This window comes from Falsiroseomonas tokyonensis, from assembly GCF_019024325.1.
GTDB lineage: Bacteria > Pseudomonadota > Alphaproteobacteria > Acetobacterales > Acetobacteraceae > Falsiroseomonas > Falsiroseomonas tokyonensis.
This window is the reverse complement of record NZ_JAFNJS010000004.1, coordinates 52,322-70,113: the sequence shown is the minus strand read 5'-3', so window position 1 is coordinate 70,113 and position 17,792 is coordinate 52,322. Positions and strand designations below refer to the sequence as shown.

Annotated in this window: 17 protein-coding genes; 15 read left to right on the top strand and 2 right to left on the bottom strand. The window is 73.6% G+C overall.

All coding sequences use genetic code 11. The features are described from left to right. The first annotated feature begins 10 nt into the window (after positions 1-10). The 4 genes from argH (at position 11) to J3S20_RS14050 (ending at position 2,677) form a co-directional block, all read left to right on the top strand. Positions 11-1,405 (top strand): argininosuccinate lyase, encoded by a 1,395-nt coding sequence (gene argH, locus J3S20_RS14060; RefSeq protein WP_343215222.1) that lies wholly within the window; start codon positions 11-13, stop codon positions 1,403-1,405. Further along, on the top strand, positions 1,402-1,527 hold the full coding sequence (locus J3S20_RS30835) for a hypothetical protein (protein WP_281419527.1): 126 nt from the start codon (positions 1,402-1,404) through the stop codon (positions 1,525-1,527). Before argH ends, J3S20_RS30835 begins: the two co-directional genes overlap by 4 nt. Before the next feature lie 20 nt (positions 1,528-1,547). Next, the gene (locus J3S20_RS14055; protein WP_216837131.1) at positions 1,548-2,141 is read left to right on the top strand and encodes a TetR/AcrR family transcriptional regulator; all 594 of its coding nucleotides are present in this window, start codon (positions 1,548-1,550) and stop codon (positions 2,139-2,141) included. 86 nt (positions 2,142-2,227) lie between these two features. After that, positions 2,228-2,677: a DUF2852 domain-containing protein gene (locus tag J3S20_RS14050; RefSeq protein ID WP_216837130.1), complete on the top strand. Its 450-nt coding sequence runs from the start codon at positions 2,228-2,230 to the stop codon at positions 2,675-2,677. 5 nt (positions 2,678-2,682) lie between these two features. On the opposite strand, the gene J3S20_RS14045 is transcribed toward J3S20_RS14050, so the two are convergent. Next, the gene (locus tag J3S20_RS14045) at positions 2,683-3,051 is read right to left on the bottom strand and encodes a winged helix-turn-helix transcriptional regulator (protein WP_246602828.1); all 369 of its coding nucleotides are present in this window, start codon (positions 3,049-3,051) and stop codon (positions 2,683-2,685) included. A gap of 104 nt (positions 3,052-3,155) precedes the next feature. Here J3S20_RS14045 and J3S20_RS14040 point away from each other — a divergent pair, with 104 nt between their 5' ends. The 5 genes from J3S20_RS14040 (at position 3,156) to J3S20_RS14020 (ending at position 9,236) form a co-directional block, all read left to right on the top strand. Continuing rightward, positions 3,156-3,764, top strand: coding sequence for an NAD(P)-dependent oxidoreductase (locus J3S20_RS14040; protein ID WP_216837129.1), 609 nt, complete (start codon positions 3,156-3,158; stop codon positions 3,762-3,764). Positions 3,765-3,870: 106 nt separating this feature from the next. Next, positions 3,871-5,214 (top strand): diaminopimelate decarboxylase, encoded by a 1,344-nt coding sequence (gene lysA, locus J3S20_RS14035; RefSeq protein WP_216837128.1) that lies wholly within the window; start codon positions 3,871-3,873, stop codon positions 5,212-5,214. Further along, the gene (locus tag J3S20_RS14030) at positions 5,211-7,859 is read left to right on the top strand and encodes a DUF4175 domain-containing protein (protein ID WP_216837127.1); all 2,649 of its coding nucleotides are present in this window, start codon (positions 5,211-5,213) and stop codon (positions 7,857-7,859) included. The genes lysA and J3S20_RS14030 overlap by 4 nt, the downstream gene beginning before the upstream one ends. A gap of 4 nt (positions 7,860-7,863) precedes the next feature. Beyond that, positions 7,864-8,367: a GNAT family N-acetyltransferase gene (locus J3S20_RS30250; protein ID WP_216837126.1), complete on the top strand. Its 504-nt coding sequence runs from the start codon at positions 7,864-7,866 to the stop codon at positions 8,365-8,367. Between the two features lie 26 nt (positions 8,368-8,393). After that, positions 8,394-9,236: an alpha/beta fold hydrolase gene (locus J3S20_RS14020; protein WP_216837125.1), complete on the top strand. Its 843-nt coding sequence runs from the start codon at positions 8,394-8,396 to the stop codon at positions 9,234-9,236. An 11-nt stretch (positions 9,237-9,247) separates the two neighbouring features. Here J3S20_RS14020 and J3S20_RS30830 read toward each other — a convergent pair whose 3' ends face one another. Next, positions 9,248-9,985: a DUF4189 domain-containing protein gene (locus tag J3S20_RS30830; RefSeq protein WP_216837124.1), complete on the bottom strand. Its 738-nt coding sequence runs from the start codon at positions 9,983-9,985 to the stop codon at positions 9,248-9,250. 182 nt (positions 9,986-10,167) lie between these two features. Between J3S20_RS30830 and hrpB the strand changes: the two genes are divergently transcribed. The 6 genes from hrpB (at position 10,168) to J3S20_RS13985 (ending at position 17,792) form a co-directional block, all read left to right on the top strand. Then, complete coding sequence (gene hrpB / locus J3S20_RS14010) at positions 10,168-12,633, top strand: ATP-dependent helicase HrpB (protein WP_216837123.1); 2,466 nt, start codon at positions 10,168-10,170, stop codon at positions 12,631-12,633. A gap of 103 nt (positions 12,634-12,736) precedes the next feature. Beyond that, entirely contained in the window at positions 12,737-13,837 is a 1,101-nt protein-coding gene (locus J3S20_RS14005; protein ID WP_216837122.1) for a trypsin-like peptidase domain-containing protein, read from the top strand. Positions 13,838-13,982: 145 nt separating this feature from the next. Next, positions 13,983-14,663: a winged helix-turn-helix domain-containing protein gene (locus J3S20_RS14000; protein WP_216837121.1), complete on the top strand. Its 681-nt coding sequence runs from the start codon at positions 13,983-13,985 to the stop codon at positions 14,661-14,663. Positions 14,664-14,828: 165 nt separating this feature from the next. Next, positions 14,829-16,289: a sensor histidine kinase gene (locus tag J3S20_RS13995; RefSeq protein WP_216837120.1), complete on the top strand. Its 1,461-nt coding sequence runs from the start codon at positions 14,829-14,831 to the stop codon at positions 16,287-16,289. Between the two features lie 45 nt (positions 16,290-16,334). Beyond that, positions 16,335-16,652, top strand: coding sequence for a hypothetical protein (locus J3S20_RS13990; RefSeq protein WP_216837119.1), 318 nt, complete (start codon positions 16,335-16,337; stop codon positions 16,650-16,652). 21 nt (positions 16,653-16,673) lie between these two features. Beyond that, positions 16,674-17,792: a YbfB/YjiJ family MFS transporter gene (locus J3S20_RS13985; protein WP_216837118.1), complete on the top strand. Its 1,119-nt coding sequence runs from the start codon at positions 16,674-16,676 to the stop codon at positions 17,790-17,792.

The window sequence follows — 17,792 nt, the reverse complement described above, 5'->3', positions numbered from 1 at the left end:
GACCTCCTCCGTGACCGAACAGCGTGCGAGCAACGACCTCTGGGGCGGGCGCTATGCCGAGGGCCCCTCCGCCATCATGCGGGAGATCAATGCCAGCATCGGCTTCGACCGCAAGATGTGGCGCCAGGACATCTTTGGGAGTCTCGCCCACGCCGCCATGCTGAAGCATGTAGGGATCATCAGCGCCGAGGACGAGGCTTCGATCCGCCAGGGCCTGGCCGATATCGCGGCCGAGATCGAATCGGAAAACTTCGTCTTTAGCGACGCGCTGGAAGACATCCACATGAATATCGAGGCGCGGCTGACCGAGCGCATCGGGGAGGCCGGCAAGCGCCTGCACACCGCGCGCAGCCGCAACGACCAGGTGGCGCTGGACGTCCGCCTCTGGACCCGCGACGCGATCGATGGCCTGGACCGGCAGATCGCCGATGTGATGCGCGCCCTGGTGGCGCGGGCCGCGGAACATGCCGGCACGGTCATGCCCGGCTTCACCCACCTGCAGCCCGCCCAGCCCACCACCTTCGGCCACCACCTGCTGGCCTATGTCGAGATGCTGTCGCGCGACCGCGGCCGGCTGGCCGATGCTCGCCGCCGCCTGAACGAAAGCCCGCTCGGCGCCGCGGCGCTGTGCGGCACCGGCTTCCCGATCGACCGGCACATGACGGCCAAGGCGCTCGGCTTCGACGGCCCGATGCGCAACAGCCTGGATGCCGTCGCCTCCCGCGACTTCGCCGCCGAGTTCCTGTTTGCCTGCGCCATGTGCGTCACCCACCTGTCCCGCCTGGCGGAGGAGGTGGTGATCTGGACCAACCCCTATTTCGGCTTCGTGAAGCTGTCGGACGCCTTCACCACCGGCAGCTCCATCATGCCCCAGAAGCGCAACCCGGATGCGGCGGAGCTGGTGCGCGGCAAGACCGGGCGCGTCTTCGGCGCGCTGGTGGGCATGCTGACCGTGCTGAAGGGCCTGGCCCTGACCTATGGCAAGGACATGCAGGAGGACAAGGAGGGCATTTTTGATGCCGCCGAGACCCTGGCCCTCTGCCTGGCGGCCACCGGTGGCATGGTGCGGGACATGGTTCCGCAGCCGGAGCGGCTGAAGGTCGCCGCCGGCGCCGGCTTCTCCACGGCGACGGACCTCGCCGACTGGCTGGTGCGGGAGCTGAAGCTGCCCTTCCGCGACGCCCATCATGTGACCGGCAAGCTGGTGGCGATGGCCGAAGCCGCGGGCGTGGACCTTGCCGGGCTGACACTGGCACAGATGCAGCAGGTGGAACCGCGCATCAGCCAGGGCGTCTTCGACGTGCTGACGGTGGATGCCTCGGTTCGGTCCCGCACCTCCTTCGGCGGCACGGCGCCGGCGAATGTGGCGGCGATGGCGGCCGAATGGCAGGAGAAGCTCGCATGAGGCTGTTCATCGCCCTGCTGCTGGTGGCGGGCACGCTGGCCGCCTGCGGCCGGGCCGGCGGCATCCGCCCACCCGGCCCACCGGACCAGATCACCTATCCGCGGGCCTATCCCAGCCGCTGAGGCAGGGCTAAAGGGGCGAAATGTCAAACGACGACACATCGCCCCCCACCAATCTCGCCGCCCGCCGCGGCTACCACCACGGCAATCTACGGGAGGCGCTGCTGGAGGCCGCCCGCCGGCTGACGGCGGAGCGCGGCCCCTATGGCTTCACCCTGGCCGAGGCGGCGCGGCTGGCCGGCGTCTCCCCCTCCGCCCCCTATCGCCACTTCAAGGACCGGGACGAGATGCTGGCCGAGCTGTGCCGGCGCGGCTTCGCCCTGTTCGGCGCCAGGCTGAAGACGGCGGCCGAGGCCGGCGGCCTGAACGCCATGGGCCCGGCCTATCTCGGCTTCGCGCGGGAGGAGCCGGGCTACTACGGCGCCATGTTCGACTGGCGCGCCCCGCCCGGCGTGGCGAATGAGGACAGTTTCGGCGCCCTGGTCGGCGCCATAGCCCGGCAATTGCCCGAAGGCGCGGCGCGTGACGAGGCGCGGCTGCTCGCCCTGCAGGTCTGGGCAGTCTCGCATGGGGTGGCCGGGCTGGAACGCGCGGGCATGCCCCGGCCGGGCAACCGCGCGCCCGATCCGGAACAGGTGCTGGGCGACGCGGTGGCGCGGCTTCTGCGCAAGCGTTGATGTGAATGACCGTCACATATTTCCCTTGAAGGGTTGCGTCGCGCTTGATATGTGAATGTCAGTCACATTCACAAAAGAGGCCGCCCGTGTCCGCCGCTCTTCATCCGATCCCCCCCGCCGCACTGCCGCAGGCCGGCTGGCGCGGCGGGGCGCCCTGGCCGCGGGGCGCGCTTCGCGGCTGGCGCCTGCCCGCCATGATCGCGGGCTTCATCGCCTGGTGGCCGATCGGCCTCGCCCTTCTGACCCTCTTCGCCTGGAGACACGCCATGTTCTGCTCGCCCCGCTCGTTTTCCCCCTGGGGTGCCCGCCGCCTGAAGCACCGCGCCCGCGCCGCGATGGAGGGCGCCTTCGCCCCCGCCTCCTCCGGCAATGCCGCCTTCGACGAACACCGCGAGGCGGTGCTGCGGCGGCTGGAGGAGGAGCGCCTGGCGCTGGATGCGCAGCAGGCCGAATTCGCCGACTTCCTCGCCCAGCTGCGCCGCGCCAAGGATCAGGAGGAATTCGACCGCTTCATGGCCAGCTGCAGGGCCGGGTAAGGGCCCTAGGCCGCCGTGTCGTAGCGCGCCTGGGCGGCCTGGACCTCCGCGATGTGCCGCTCGGCCCAGTCGCGCAGCAGGTCCAGCCGCTCGGCCAGCGTCGCGCCGAGCGGGGTGATGGCGTATTCCACCGTCACCGGCACGGTGGCGAAGGCGGTGCGGCGCACCAGCCCGTCCCGCTCCAGCCCCTTCAGCGTCTGCGACAGCACCTTCTGCGACAGGCCCTGCACCCGCCGGCGCAGCGCGTTGAAACGCAGCGGCCCGTCCGCCAGCAGCCCCAGCAGCAGCACCGCCCATTTGTCGGCGATCCGGTCCAGCACCACGCGGGTGGGGCAGTCCGCGGCATAGGCATTGGGGGTCGGCATATCGGTCATGGCGGTTCCCGTGCGGTAACCAAGTGAGAAACAAGTGCCTTCTTCACAGCAGATAGCGAAATGGGCATCTGGTTTCCATCAGAAACTGCTATGGAGTATCGACCGTGAAGATCGCCATCATCGGGGCCAGCGGCCGCGCCGGGTCCGAGATCCTGAAGGAGCTGGCCGCCCGCGGCCACAGCCTCACCGCCATCGCCCGGCATCCGGAGCGGATCGCCCCGCTGCCCGGCGTCACCGCCCGCCAGGGCGATGTCCGGGACCAGGCCGGCCTCGCCGCGCTGCTCGCCGGGCATGAAGTCGTCATCAGCGCGGTCATGTTCCTGGACAGCGATGTCGAGGTGCTGTTGGGCGCCGTCCGCCAGGCCGGGGTGCCGCGCTACCTGGTGGTGGGCGGCGCCGGCAGCCTGGAGGTGGCGCCCGGCCTCAAGCTGCTCGACGCCCCCGGCTTCCCCGAGGCCTATCGCGCCGAGGCCAGCGCCGGCGCCGCCTTCCTCACCCGCCTGCGGCAGGAGACGGCGCTGGACTGGACCTTCCTCTCGCCCTCCGCGGACTTCTTCGTGGGCCCGCGCACCGCGAAATTCCGCCTGGGCGGCGACCAGCTGCTGACCGGGCCGGAGGGCAGCCGCATCTCCTTCGCCGACTATGCCATCGCCATGGCCGATGAGGTGGAGCGCCCGGCCCATTCCCGCCGGCGCTTCACCGTGGGGTACTGAGCGGTCCGATGACCGGAGGGCCGCAGGGCCCGCAGGTCTGAATCGGCCCGCAGACTCACAAGCAACAAAGCTTGGCGTGTGCGGGCCGTGCCCCCAGAATAGGGGCATGGCCGCACCCGCTCCCCTGCTTCACCCGGATCTCGACCCCAGCTTTGCCGAGCTGCTCGCCCTCCGCCCGCAGCTCCGCATGGACCCGCTGGCCGGGCTGATGATGGAGGAGGTGCCGCTGGCGCGCATCGCAGCCAGCGCCGGCACACCCAGCTGGGTCTATTCCGCCACCACGCTCCGCCGCCGCCTCGCCGCGCTGCAGGGCGCGCTGGAGGATGCCCGGCTTGGCGCGCAGGTGCATTTCGCGGTGAAGGCCAACCCCAACCTCGCCGTGCTCCGCACCCTGGGCCAGGCCGGCGCCGGCGCCGACGTGGTCAGCGAGGGCGAGCTGCGCGCTGCCCGCGCCGCCGGCATCCCGGCCGACCACATCGTCTTCTCCGGCGTCGGCAAGACCCTTGCCGAGATCCGTCTGGCCCTGGCCGAGGACATCCAGCAGATCAACGCCGAGAGCGCGGAGGAGGTCGAGATGATCTCCGCCGTCGCCGTGGCCATGGGCCGCACCGCGCGCGTGGCGCTGCGGGTGAACCCGGATGTGGACGCCAAGACCCACGCCAAGATCACCACCGGCAAGTCGGAGAACAAGTTCGGCATCGCCATCGGCGACGCCCCGGCCCTCTATGCCCGCATGTCCGGCCTGCCGGGCATCCAGGCCATCGGTGTCGCCGTGCATATCGGCAGCCAGATCACCGCCGGCCTCTCCGCCTACCGCGTCGCCTATGGCCACCTGGCCGACCTGGTCCGCAGCCTGCGCGCCCAGGGCCTCTCGGTGGAGCGCGTCGATTGCGGCGGCGGCCTGGGCATCCCCTATCGGGACGAGCCGGCGCCCAGCCCGGCGGCGCTGGCCGGCGCCATCCAGGCGACGCTCGGCAATCTCGGCGTGCAGCTGATGGTGGAGCCCGGCCGCTGGATCGCCGGCCCCGCCGGCGTGCTGCTCGCCTCCGTCATCCTGCAGAAGCAGGGCGCGGAGCGCCGCTTCGTGGTGCTGGACGCCGCGATGAACGACCTTGTGAGGCCCGCCATGTACGATGCCTGGCATGGCATCGTCCCTGTCGCGCCGGCCGATTTCACCGCCGTCCCCTCGCCGGCCGACGTGGTCGGGCCCATCTGCGAATCCGGTGACACCTTCGCACGTCAGCGTGGCCTTCCGCGCCTCGATGCGGGTAGCCTCGTCGCCTTGCTGGATGCGGGAGCCTATGGCGCGGCGATGAGCAGCACCTACAACAGCCGACCCCTGGCCGCGGAAGTCCTGGTCGAGGACGACCGCTTCGCCGTGGTGCGCGAACGCCAGACGCAGGACGCGCTGCTCGCCGGGCAGCGCCTGCCGGACTGGTTCGCGGCATGAGCGGCGGGCGCGAGGCTTCCCCGCTTCGCGCCCTGCCGCGGCGCCGGCGGCTGGCCCGGCTGGCGCTGGGCTGGGAAATTCTCTGGCCCGCCCTCTGGCCGCCGCTCGGCGTGCTCGGACTGTTCCTGCTGGTGGCGCTGCTCGGCCTGCCGCTGCTGCTGCCGCCCTGGCTGCGACCCTTCCTGACCTTCGGCTTCGCGCTGGCCATCGGCTACGCGGCGTGGCGCGGTTTTCGGGGCCTGGCCGTTCCAGGGGCGGAGGAGGCGGATCGGCGGCTCGAATCAGCCTCCGGCCTCGCGCACCGGCCACTCGCCGCGCTGGCGGACCGTCCGGCGGGGGATGACCCGCTGGCGCTGGCGGTCTGGCAGGCGCATCGGCGCCGGGCCGCGTCCTCGATCCGCGCGCTGAAGGTGGGGCTGCCGCGTCCCGGCTTGGCGCGGCGGGACCCGATCGCGCTGCGCACCGGCCTCGGCCTCGCGCTCGGCGCCGCGCTGGTGGTGGCGGGGGCGGAGGCGCCGGAACGGCTGCGCCGCGCTTTGCTGCCGCAGCTGGGTGTCACCGTCGCCGCCCCGGCCCTGCGGCTGGAGGCCTGGGTCACGCCGCCCGCCTATACCGGCGCCGCGCCGATCTTCCTCGATGCCGCCGGCGGCAGCCTGACGGTGCCGCAGGGCAGCACGCTGCAGGTGGCACTGTCCGGCGGCCGCGGCGGCACGCCGGAACTGCAACTGGGGCCGGAGGTCTCGCCCTTCCGCGCGCTGGATGCCCGGTCCTGGGCGGCGGAGGCGCGGCTCGACCAGGGCGCGCGGCTGGTGATCCGCCGCGACGGTGCCGAGGTGGCGGGCTGGACCCTGACCGTGCAGGCCGACCAGCCGCCGACTGCCGCCTTCACCGAGGCGCCCGCCCGCGCCCCGCGCGGCCTGGCGCTGCGCCTGCCCTGGCGGGCCGAGGATGATTGGGGGCTGGTCAGCCTGGCCGCGGAATTCCGCCTGGTGGCCCGACCCCAGGCCCCGGCGCATGTCCTGGAGATCAACCTGCCCTCGGTCCAGCCGCGGGAGGCGCAGGGCCTGTCGGCCCCCGACCTTTCCGCCCATCCCTGGGCGGGGCTGGAGGTGGAGGTGCAGCTGCGGGCGCAGGATGCGGCGGGGCAGGAGGGGCGCTCCGCCACCGCCCGGCTGACCCTGCCGGAACGCGCCTTCAGCCATCCCGTGGCCCTGGCCCTTGTGGCCATCCGCCGCGCCCTGTCGCTGGACCCCACCGCGCGTCCCGCGGCGCAGGCGGAGCTGGACCGGCTGGCCGCCGAGCCCGAGGCCTTCGAGCATGACACCGCAACCTTCCTGGCGCTGCGCAGCAGCCGCCACCGCCTGACCCGCGACCATCGGCCGGAAGCGGTGGGTGAGGTGCAGGAGACGCTGTGGGAAACCGCGCTGGCGCTGGAGGAAGGCCGCGCCGACCGCACCGCCCGCGCCCTGGAACAGGCCCGCGCCGAGCTGCGGGAGGCGCTGGAACAGCAGCTGCGCGAGCAGCAGGAACAGCAGGCGCAGCGCACGCCGGAACAGGAGCAGCAGGCGCAGGAGCAGCGCGCCGAGACCGATCGCCGCATCCAGGAACTGCGCGACGCCGTCCGCCGGCACCTGGAGGCGCTGGCCGAGCGGCTGCGCCAGGAAAACGCGGAATCCATGACCAGCGATCCGCAGAACCGCCTGATGGACCGCCGCGACCTGGAACGCCGCACCGACCGCATGCGCGAGGCCAACCGCCAGCAGCGCCCGCAGGATGCCGAGCGCGAGCTGGCGGAGCTGGAGGAAATGCTGCGCGCGCTGGAGGAAGGCCGCTCCGCCCGCAACGAGGCGCAGGAGCGCAACCGCCAGCAGCGCCAGCGCGGCCAGCAGCAGATGGGCGTGGTGCAGGACATGGTGCGCCGCCAGACCGGCATGCTGGACAGCGGCCACAGGCGCGCCGAGGCCGAGGCGCAGCGGCAGGAGGCCGAGCGCCGCGCCCAACAGCTGCAGAACCGCGCCCCCTGGGCCCGCCCGCAGGACCAGCAGCCGCAACAGCAGCAGCGCAGCGAGGCCGAGGCCGAGGCGCGCACCGAATCGGAGCGCGAGGCGCGCACCCAGCGGGCTCTGCGCCGCGCGTTGGGCGAGGTGATGCAGCAATTCGGCGACCTGGCCGGCGAAATCCCCGCCCCCCTCGGCCGCGCCGACCAGGCGATGCGGGAGGCGCAGGAGGCACTGTCCGAGGGCCGCGATGCCCGCAACGCCCAGCAGACCGCGATCCGCGAATTGCAGGAAGGCGGCCGCCAGATGGCGCAGCAGATGCAGCGCCAGTTCGGCCAGGGCGAGCCGGGCGAGGAGGGCGAGGAAGGCGAGGGCGAGGGCGAGATGTTCGGCCAGGGCCAGGGCCAGGACGGCCAGCAGGGCGGTCAGGAGAATGCCCAGGGCCAGGGCGCCGGCCGCGACCCGCTCGGCCGCCGCACGCGCGAGGCCCCGGGCGCCCAGGACAATGGCAGCGACACCCGCGTGCCCGACGAGGCCGAGCAGCTGCGCACCCGCCGGATCCAGGAGGAACTGCGCAAGCGCGGCGCGGAGCGGACCCGGCCGCAGGAGGAGCTGGACTATATCGACCGGCTGCTGAAGCGGTTCTGAACCCGTGTTCCGCATCGCCACGGACCCGGTCCCTGGCAGCCTCGCCCGGCTGATCGGGCTGCAGGCGGAGTGGTATGCCCGCCACTGGAATTTCGGCCTGCCCTTCGAAGCCAAGGTGGCGGCGGAGCTCGGCGCCTTCGCCGCCAGCCTGCCGCGCGCCGATTCCCGGCTTTTCCTGGCGCTGGATGGGCAGGGCTCGGTGCAGGGTGGCCTGGCGCTGGATGGGCGGGAGGGCCGGCGCGCCCGCATCCGCTGGTTCATCCTGGCCGAGCCCGCGCGCGGCGGGCTCGGCCGGCGGCTGCTGGCGGCGGCGCTGGATTTCGCCGATGCGCGCGGGGTGGAGGAGGTCTGGCTGACCACCTTCGCGGGGCTGGAGGCAGCGCGGCGGCTTTATGAATCGGCCGGCTTCAGCCTGGTCAAGGAGGAACCGGAAACCGGCTGGGGCGCGCCCGTGACCGGTCAGACTTTTGCGCGGGCCTTCCCCGGAGCGGCCCGCCCTGTAGGCTGAGCCGTCCTTCAGGAACGGTACGAAAAATGACCTTCACCGCCCCCGCCCGGCGCCTTGGCACGCTGGAACGGCCCGATTGCACCATAACCTATGAGGTGACGGGCAGCGGGCCGCCGATCGTCTTCGCGCATGGGCTGGGCGGCTGCTACCTGTCCTGGTTCCAGCAGGTGGCGCATTTTGCCCGGCGCTACACCTGCATCGCCTTCTCCCATCGCGGCTTCTTCCCCTCCACCGCGCCGGCGGGCGGGCCGGATCCGCGCGACTATGCGGCGGACCTGGCGGCGCTGGTGGACCATCTCGGCCTCGGCGACATCGCGCTGGTCTGCCAGTCCATGGGCGGCTGGACCGGGGTGGAATATGCGCTCGCCCGGCCCGGCCGCGTGGCGGCGCTGGTGCTGGCGGCGACCACCGGCTCGCTCGACCCGTGGCAGATGGCGGAGCCCGCGCGGGGGCGGTTGGAGGACTGGAACGCCGAATCGGCCAAGGCCCGCACCGCGATGGCGGCCCAAAACATCCACCCCGCCGCCGGCCCGGCCATGGCGGCGCGGCAGCCGGCGATGCACCATCTTTATGCGCAGCTGGACCGGCTGAGCGCCGGGCTGGACAAGGAGGCGCTGCGCGCCCGGATGGGGGAGATGCGCCGCCGCCCGCCCGCCGACCTCGCGGCGGCGAAATGCCCGGTGCTGTTCATCCCGAACGGCCAGGACCAGGTGATCCCACCCTTCGCCCTGACGGCCATGGCACCGGAGATCCCGGGCGCCCGCGTCGCCCCGATCCCCGATGCCGCCCATTCCGCCTATTTCGAGGCGCCCGCCGCCTTCAACGCGCTGGTCGAGGCCTTTCTCGCCGAGGTCGGGCACGCCGGCTGAGGGGCGCCCCCTCAGCCCCTATTGGCGCAGGCCGAGGCCGCGATGCGGCAGGTGGCCATCGGGTCGCGGGACCGGCATTCGGCGATCGCCTGCTGTTCCGCCGCGATCTGCGTCCGGCCGCTGCCGGCCGAGAGCGAGGTGACGGTGTAGGAGGAGGGGTCGGAGGTCATGAACAGCGCCCATTGGCTGCGCTTCACCCCATGCGCCGCGGCGGCGCAGGCCTCCGTCGTCTCGGCGATCACGCGGCAGCCGGGGCCGCCGGCGGTGCAGCCGCGCTCGGCCAGGCGATGCGCCGTCATCCGATCCGGCTCCCCCACCACCAGGCCGAAGGCGGCGGAGGGCGTGCGCGCGCCATAGATCACGCCATGGGTGACGGGGGTGCGGGTCGAGGCCGGGCGGACCGGCGCCATCTGGGGTGCCATTTGGGGCGCCGGCTGCTGCACCCGGTGCAGCACCGGCTGCGCCAGGCCGGCCGCCTGGCCGCGGCCCGTCGCCTCCGCGCTGCCGCGGCGGTTCTGGTTCTGCAGGAAGCCCATCGTCGCGGCGCAGCGGATCTCGCAGGCCCGTGCCGCCTGGGCCGGGTTGCTGCCGAGGCGGGATTGCGCCGTCTGCAGGCATTCCGCGCGGCACATGGCGCCCGCCTGCGGGTGCAGCCGCTGGTCGCGGGACGACTGGCCCTGCGCCACCGCCAGGCCCGGCAGGCTGCAGAGGAGAAGGCCGGTGAGAAGCCGGATCAGGGTGGGGCGCATCGTCGGTTTCCTCGGATGGCGGCGCCCTTGTTTCGGGAACCGCGTCGGGTCGACGTTTTGCCGGCTGGACCTTGCCGGGCGATGTTGCCGCATTGCGGTGAACAGGGCGTTTGCTTCGCGCGTCTCGCCTGCCGCGACATGCGATGTGACTTATGTTTCGCGCCGTCCTAAGGCAGGCGCCCATGATCCTCCCCGAATTGCCCGTTTCCGAGGCCCTGCCGCGCCTGGCCGAAGCGCTGCGCCAGGGCAGCAATGCCGTGCTGGTGGCACCCCCCGGCGCCGGCAAGACCACGCTGGCGCCGCTGGCGCTGATGGCGGAGCCCTGGGCGCAGGACGGCAAGATCCTGGTGCTGGAGCCGCGCCGGGTGGCGGCGCGGGCGGCGGCGCGGCGGATGGCGGACCTGCTGGGCGAGGGCCAGCCCGGCGGCACCATCGGCCTGGCGACGCGGCTGGACCGGATGGTCTCCGACCGCACGCGGGTGGAGGTGGTGACCGAGGGGCTGTTGGTGCGCCGGCTGCAATCCGATCCCAGCCTCGATGGCGTTGCCGCCGTGCTCTTCGACGAGGCGCATGAGCGCAACCTCGACACCGACCTGGCCCTGGCCTTCTGCCTCGACATGCAGCGCGCGCTGCGGCCGGAGCTGCGGCTGCTGGCCATGTCCGCCACGCTGGATGTCTCGCGCTTTGTCGGCCTGCTGGGCGATTGCCCCGTGATCGAATCGCTCGGCCGCGCCTATCCGGTGCAGGTCGAGCACCGCCCGCGCGACCTGAAGGAGGCGCGGGAGCTGCCGGAGGCGATGGCCGGCGCCATCCGGGACGCGCTGCGGGCGCATCCCGGCGACGTGCTGGCCTTCCTGCCCGGCTGGGGCGAGATCCGCCGCACCGCGGAGCGTCTTTCGGGCATCGAGGCCGAGGTGCTGCCTTTGCATGGCGAGCTGCCGCCCGCCGAGCAGGACCGGGCGCTGAATCCCTCGTCCCGGCGAAAAGTGGTGCTGGCGACCTCGATCGCGGAAACCTCGCTGACCGTGCCGGGGGTGCGGATCGTGGTGGATGGCGGCTTCCGGCGCACGCCGCGGCTGGACCCGGCCAGCGGCCTGGCGCGGCTGGCCACGGTGCGGATCAGCCGCGCGGCGGCGGACCAGCGCGCCGGCCGCGCCGGGCGCACCGCGCCGGGTGTTGCCATCCGCCTGTGGTCGGAGGCGCTGCATCGCGGCCTGCCGCTGCAGGACCGGCCCGAGATCCTGGAGGCGGAGCTGTCGGGCCTCGCCCTGGATTGCGCCGCCTGGGGCGCGGCGCCGGCCGACCTGCCCTTCCTCGATCCGCCGCCGGCCGGCGCCCTGGCCGCGGCGCGGGCGCTGCTGCGGGACCTGGATGCGCTGGATGGCGAGGGCCGCATCACCGCCATGGGGCGCGGCATGGCACGGATGGGCACGCATCCCCGCCTCGCGCGCATGCTGCTGGCCGCGGTGGACGAGGGGGAGAAGGCGCTGGCGGCCGACCTCGCCGCGCTGCTGGAGGAACGCGACCCCATCCGGGGGCGCGACCAGCCCTCCGACATCAACCTGCGGCTGGAGCTGCTGCATGGCGGCGACCATCAGGATGCCGACCGCGCGACGATCCAGCGCATCCGCCGCGCCGGCGCGCTGCATCGGCGCCGCCTGAAGCTGCATGGCGCGGCCCTGCCGGGCGGCGAGGCGGGGCCGCTGCTGGCGGCGGGTTTTCCCGACCGCATCGCGGCCCGGCGCGGCAGCATGGACGGCGCCTTCCGCCTGGCTTCAGGGCAGGGGGCACGCCTGGCCGCGACGGACCCGCTCTCCCGCGCCCCGTTGCTGGCGGTGGCCGACCTGGAATTGCAGGGCACCGAGGCACGCATCCGCATGGCCGCCCGGCTGGATCGCGCGGCGCTGGAGGCGCGCTTCCCCGAGCGGTTGCGCTGGGTGGAGGGGGCGGCCTTCGATGCCCGCGCCGGCGCCGTGCTGGCCCGCCGCCGCCTCGTCTTCGGCCCGCTGGTGCTTGAGGACCACGCCCAGCCCAGCGCCGACCCCGCCGCCATCGCCGCCGCGCTGGCGACCGCCGTGGCCGAACGCGGGCTGCGTGACCTCGACTGGTCCAGTTCGGGAAAGCAGCTGCGCGCCCGCATCGGCTGGATGCGTCGCGCCGAGGGCGAGGCCTGGCCGGACCTTTCGGATGCCGCGCTGATCGCGACCGCCGAAGAATGGCTCGCCCCGCATCTGCACGGGCGCACGAAACTGGCCGAGGCCAAGGCGCTGGACCTGGTCGCGGTGCTGCGCGGCATGCTGCCCTGGGATCGCCAGAAGCGCCTTGATGCCGCGCTGCCGGCGCGGCTCGACCTGCCGGCCGGCCGCTCGGCCGCCATCGACTATGACCGGGAGGTGCCGACGCTGGAGGCCCGCGCCCAGCACCTGTTCGGGCTGGAGACCCTGCCGCCGCTGGCCGGGGGCGCGGTGCCGCTGCAGGTGGCGCTGCTCTCGCCCGCCGGGCGGCCGGTGGCCATCACCGGGGACCTGGCCGGCTTCTGGCGCGGCGCCTGGGCGGATGTGCGGCGCGACATGCGCGGCCGCTACCCGCGCCACCCCTGGCCGGAGGAGCCCTGGGCCGCGACGCCGCCGCCGCCGCCGGCGCGGTAGCATTTCCCAATCCCCCGTGCGCTTGACCGCATCGCGCGCATGGCGCCCGTTGGGGGCAAGACCATATCCTGGGCCATCCGTGCCCCCTTGCCTCGGAGTTCCCATGTCGCACGCGCTTCCCCGCCGCGCCTTCGCGGGCCTCGCTTTGTTGCCGCTGCTGGGCTGCACCGCGCCGCCCGCCCGGGCGCAGCGCGGCGCAGCCCCCCTGGTGACCCTGCCGGATTTCGCCGACCTGGCGGAGCGCGTGCTGCCCGCGGTGGTCAGCATCGCCGTGACCTCGGAGGCGCGGGCGGAGATTCCGGCCGAACTGCGCGGCACGCCCTTCGAGCGCTATTTCCGCGACCGTCTGCGCGGCCGCGGCCAGCAGGTGATGGGGGCGGGGTCCGGCTTCGTCATCGATCCCTCCGGCCTGCTGGTCACAAACAACCACGTCATCGGCAATGCCAGCCGCATGCAGGTCACCTTCCAGAATGGCGAGGAGTATCCGGCGCGGCTGGTCGGCATGGATGAGCTGACGGACCTGGCCCTGCTGCGGATCGAGGCGCGCAACCCGCTGCCCTCCGTCAGCTGGGGCAGTTCCTCCGCGCTGCGGGTGGGCAACTGGGTGCTGGCGGCGGGCAATCCCTTCGGCCTCGGCGGGTCCATCACCTCCGGTATTGTTTCTGCCCGGGGGCGGGAGATCGGCGCCGGGCCCTTCGACGACTTCATCCAGACCGATGCGCCGATCAATCCGGGCAATTCCGGCGGGCCGCTTTTCAATACGGCCGGCGAGGTGATCGGCATCAATACGGCGATCTACTCGCCCTCCGGCGCCTCGGCCGGCATCGGCTTCGCGGTGCCCTCGGATCTCGCGCGCGGCGTGATCGACCAGCTGCGCAGCACGGGGCGGGTGGAGCGCGGCTGGCTCGGCGTCTCGGTGCAGGATGTGACCTCGGAACCGGGCGCGGCGCGCGGCGCGGCGGCGCCGGCGGGCGTGCTGGTGGCCGGCGTGGAGCGCGGCAGCCCGGCGGCGCGGGCCGGGCTGCGCCAGGGCGACCAGGTCATCGCCATCAATGGCGACCGGGTGGAGACCAGCCGGGCGCTCGTGCGCGGCATCGCCGCCATCGCGCCGGGGCAGACGGTGCGGCTTTCCATCCTGCGCAATGGCCGGCCGACCGAGTTGCCGGTGCAGGTCGGCCGCCGGCCGGCGCAGCCGCCGGGCTGAGCTGGGCTGTGGCCCCGCTGGGCCGCCCCAGCTGGGCCATAGGCATCCGGTTGCGCTATGGTCATGCAAGGGTCGCGGCAGGGGCAGGTGACGCGCCCCCGCGTCGCGCCCTATCCTCCGGCCCTTGTTGTGCACTGGAACACCCATGCGGATCCTGCTGGTGGAGGACGATGCCGAGGTCGCCCGCTTCGTGAAGAAGGGGCTTCAGGAGGCAGGGCATACGGTCGAGCACGCCGCCAATGGCCGGGACGGCCTGTTCCTGGCGGCCTCCGAAGGCTTTGACGTGCTGGTGCTGGACCGCATGCTGCCCGGCGGCGTGGACGGTGTGCGCCTGGTGGAGACGCTGCGCGGCCAGGGCAATCGCAGCCCGGTGCTGTTCCTTTCCGCCCTGACGGCGGTGGATGAGCGCGTGAAGGGCCTGAAGGCCGGCGGCGACGACTACCTGACCAAGCCCTTCGCCTTCGCGGAGCTGCTGGCGCGGGTGGAGGCGCTGGGACGCCGCCCCTCGGCGGAGGTGCCGACGACGCGGCTGAAGGTGGCGGACCTGGAGCTCGACCTGCTGTCCCGCACCGTGACCCGGGCCGGCCGCAAGATCGACGTGCAGCCGCGCGAATTCCGCCTGCTGGAGCATCTGATGCGCCATGCCGGCCAGGTGGTGACGCGCACCATGCTGCTGGAGAAGGTCTGGGACTACCACTTCGACCCGCAGACCAATGTGATCGACGTTCATGTCAGCCGCCTGCGCCACAAGCTGGACAAGGGGTTCGACAGGCCGCTGATCCATACGGTGCGCAATGCGGGCTATATGATCCGGGCCCAGGCCTGAAGGCGTGACGTCGCCCTGCGCAATTTGGGACCTGCGGCCACCAAAGGTGGCCGAGGCGCCGAATGGCGCCCGCCGCCTATGCGGCGAGCCAAGCGGCCGCAGGCCGCGCCCGGCGCTTGAGGGTTGGGAAAGAATACCAACGAGTCGCCGAAGGCGGCCGTTGGTATGAACCCCGGCCTTGCTCAGCTTCCGCTGATCGGGCTGCTGCGCAGCGCCTCCGGCCGCTTCGCGCTGTTCTTCACCGCGCTGTTCGCCGCCTCCGCCACCGCGGCTGCGGTGGTGCTGTGGTGGAACACCGCCGGCGCGCTCGACCGGCAGACCGATGCGGCGATCCGCGCCGATGCCACCGCTTTGTCCGAACGCCGGGTCGATGCCGGGCCGGGCGCGCTGGTGCCGGCCATCGTCGATCGACTGGCGCTGGATGTGCAGAACGAGGCGCTGTACCTGCTGCTCGCCCCCGATGGCCGGGTGCTGGCGGGCAATCTGGAAGCCTGGCCGGCCGAGGCCAATGGCGATGCGCCCTGGATCCGCATGCCGCTGCTGCGCGACGGGCTGGAAAGCGAGGCGCGGCTGCTGCGGGTGGAACTCGGCGAGGGGTACCGCCTGCTGGTCGGCCGCGACGTGGCGGAGAAGCTGCGCCTGCGGGCGCTGTTGAGCGAGGGGCTCGCCTGGGCCGCCGCCTCCTCCGCCCTGATCGCCGTGCTGGGCGCCTGGCTGCTGCGCCGCGCGCTGGAGGACCGGCTGGCGCCGGTCTATGGCACCGCGGCCGCGATCAGCGGCGGCGACCTGTCCCGCCGCGTGCCGCTGTCCGACCGGCAGGATGAATTCGACCGGCTGGGCATGACGATGAACGCCATGCTCGACCGCATCGCCCAGCTGATGGAGGGGGTGCGCGGCGTCTCGGATGCCATCGCGCACGACCTGCGCACGCCGATCGCCCGCGCCCGCGCCAAGCTGGAGGAAAGCCTGGATTCCGCGGCGGATGAGGAGGCGCTGCGCGCCGCGGTGGAACAGGGCATCGCCGACCTCGACGACATCGCCCGCGTCTTCAAGGCGGTGCTGCGCATCGCGGAGGTGGAGGCCGGCGCGCGCCGCGCCGCCTTCGCGCCGCTGGACCTGGCGCCGATGCTGGCTGATGCGGCGGAGCTCTACGGCGCCGCTGCCGAGGCCGGGGAACAGGTGCTCGAGGCCGCGCTGCCGGAGGCGCTGCCCCTGGTGGGGGATCGCGACCTGCTGCTGCAGGCGGTGGCGAACCTGCTGGACAATGCGCTGAAGTTCAATCCGCCGGGCGGGCGCGTGGTGCTGGGCGCGCACCAGGTGGGCAGCGTGGTCGAGATCTGGGTGGCGGATGACGGGCCGGGCCTGGCGCCGGCGGACCGCGCCCGGGTGGGGGAACGCTTCTTCCGCGCCGATGCCGCCCGCACCACGCCGGGCTCCGGCCTCGGCCTGTCCCTGGTGCGGGCCGTGGTCGGGCTGCATGCGGGGGAGGTGGTGCTGGCGGATTCGCATCCCGGCGCCGCGCCCCCCGGCCTCAGGGTCACCCTTCGGCTGCCGACTTCCCCGCAGCCGGCCGGCATGGTGCCGGGGCTCGCAGCGGGGCTGCCGATGGGCCTGCCGGCGGCATGAGTCCGGCCGCGGCCCGCGCGGCAGGCCCCGCATGGCGCCTTATTCATGGCGACGCCATGCCCCGATGCGGTGGCCGGGCGCATCATGCGCAGCATGCAACTGCCCGTCTTTCTGCTGGTCCTGGTGCTGTGCCTGTCGATGGGACCGCTTCGCCTGCGCGCGGACATGCCGCTGCGCGTCACCAGTGACAGCACATCCTATTGCCGGGAACTGGCCGGCCGCCTGTCCGCCCTGCCGCCGCCGCGGCCGGCCAGGGAAAGGCGGGTGGTGGAGGAGGGGCTGCGGCTCTGCGAATCCGGGCATGTCCGCACCGGCATCGCCCGGCTTCGGCGCGCCCTGCGGGATGCGCCAGCGGCGCAGTAGCGCGCCGCCAGCTGCGGTCCGATGAATTTCTGGCGGCCCGCTCTGGCCGGGGCCGCCGCGGTGCTGGCCGGCATCGGCCTGGCGCGCTTCGCCTATGTGCCGCTGTTCCCGGCCATGGTCGGCGCCGGCTGGGTGGATGGCGGCGGGGCCGGGCTGCTGGGGGCGGCCAATCTGGCGGGCTATCTGGCGGGCGTTCTGGGCGGGCGGGGCCTGGCGGCGCGCATCGGCGTGCCGCGGGCGCTGGATGCCGGCATGGCGCTGGTGCTGCTGTCCTTCGCCGCCTGCGCGATCCAGGGCGGGCTCTGGTGGTTCGTGCTCTGGCGCGGCCTGGCCGGCGCGGCGGGCGGGGTGCTGATGGCGCTGGTCGGGCCGGCGGTGCAGGCCAGCGTGGCGCCCCATGCGCGCGGCATGGCAGGCGGCGTGGTGATGTCCGGCGCCGGCAGCGGGGTGGTGGCGGCGGGGCTGCTGGTGCCGCTGCTGCTGCCCGGCGGCTTGGCCTTCACCTGGGCCGGGCTGGCTTTGGCGGCCGGGCTGCTCTGGCTCGGCGCGCGCCGCTTCTGGCCGCGCCCGCCGGCGCTTGCGGCGGCGGAGATCGCGCAGGCGGTGCCGCGGGCGCTGCGGCTGCTGCTGGCCTATGGGCTGTCCGGCGCGGGCATGGTGGCGCCGATGGTCTATCTGGCGGACCTCGCCGTGCGCGGCCGCGGCCTGCCGATCGAGGCTGCCTCCCTCGTCTGGGTGCTGTTCGGGCTGGGCGCGGTGGCGGGCACGCTGCTGGGCGGGCGGGTCGCCGGGCGGATCGGCGGGCGGCGGGCGCTGCCGGTCTGGCTGGGCGTGCAGGTGGTGGCGCTGGCGGCGGCGCTGCTGCCCTGGTGGCCGGCGCTGCTGCTGGCCGCGCCGCTCGGCGGCTTCGCCGGCGTCGGCGCCACGGCAGTGACGCTGGCCGCGGCGCGGGAGGTGGCGGGCGCTCAGGCCGGGGTGGTGTGGATCCGCGCGACGGCCGGCTATGCGCTGGCCCAGGCCGGCATCGCCTTCGCCCTGGCCGCGCTGTTCGCCGCGACGGGTGACAGCCACGCCGCTGTTTTCGCCGCGGGCCTGGTCCTGTCCCTGGCCGCCCTGGCCACCTCGCTGGCGGGCCGCTGA

Bases quoted from the DNA above. Each gene is read 5' to 3' on its own strand.
- J3S20_RS13985 (WP_216837118.1), top strand. From the start codon at position 16,674: ATGAATTTCTGGCGGCCCGCTCTGGCCGGGGCCGCCGCGGTGCTGGCC.
- J3S20_RS30835 (WP_281419527.1), top strand. From the start codon at position 1,402: ATGAGGCTGTTCATCGCCCTGCTGCTGGTGGCGGGCACGCTGGCCGCC.
- J3S20_RS30830 (WP_216837124.1), bottom strand. From the start codon at position 9,985: ATGCGCCCCACCCTGATCCGGCTTCTCACCGGCCTTCTCCTCTGCAGC.
- J3S20_RS13990 (WP_216837119.1), top strand. From the start codon at position 16,335: ATGGCGACGCCATGCCCCGATGCGGTGGCCGGGCGCATCATGCGCAGC.
- J3S20_RS14005 (WP_216837122.1), top strand. From the start codon at position 12,737: ATGTCGCACGCGCTTCCCCGCCGCGCCTTCGCGGGCCTCGCTTTGTTG.
- J3S20_RS14045 (WP_246602828.1), bottom strand. From the start codon at position 3,051: ATGACCGATATGCCGACCCCCAATGCCTATGCCGCGGACTGCCCCACC.
- J3S20_RS14000 (WP_216837121.1), top strand. From the start codon at position 13,983: ATGCGGATCCTGCTGGTGGAGGACGATGCCGAGGTCGCCCGCTTCGTG.
- lysA (WP_216837128.1), top strand. From the start codon at position 3,871: ATGGCCGCACCCGCTCCCCTGCTTCACCCGGATCTCGACCCCAGCTTT.
- J3S20_RS14020 (WP_216837125.1), top strand. From the start codon at position 8,394: ATGACCTTCACCGCCCCCGCCCGGCGCCTTGGCACGCTGGAACGGCCC.
- J3S20_RS14030 (WP_216837127.1), top strand. From the start codon at position 5,211: ATGAGCGGCGGGCGCGAGGCTTCCCCGCTTCGCGCCCTGCCGCGGCGC.
- hrpB (WP_216837123.1), top strand. From the start codon at position 10,168: ATGATCCTCCCCGAATTGCCCGTTTCCGAGGCCCTGCCGCGCCTGGCC.
- J3S20_RS14055 (WP_216837131.1), top strand. From the start codon at position 1,548: ATGTCAAACGACGACACATCGCCCCCCACCAATCTCGCCGCCCGCCGC.
- J3S20_RS13995 (WP_216837120.1), top strand. From the start codon at position 14,829: ATGAACCCCGGCCTTGCTCAGCTTCCGCTGATCGGGCTGCTGCGCAGC.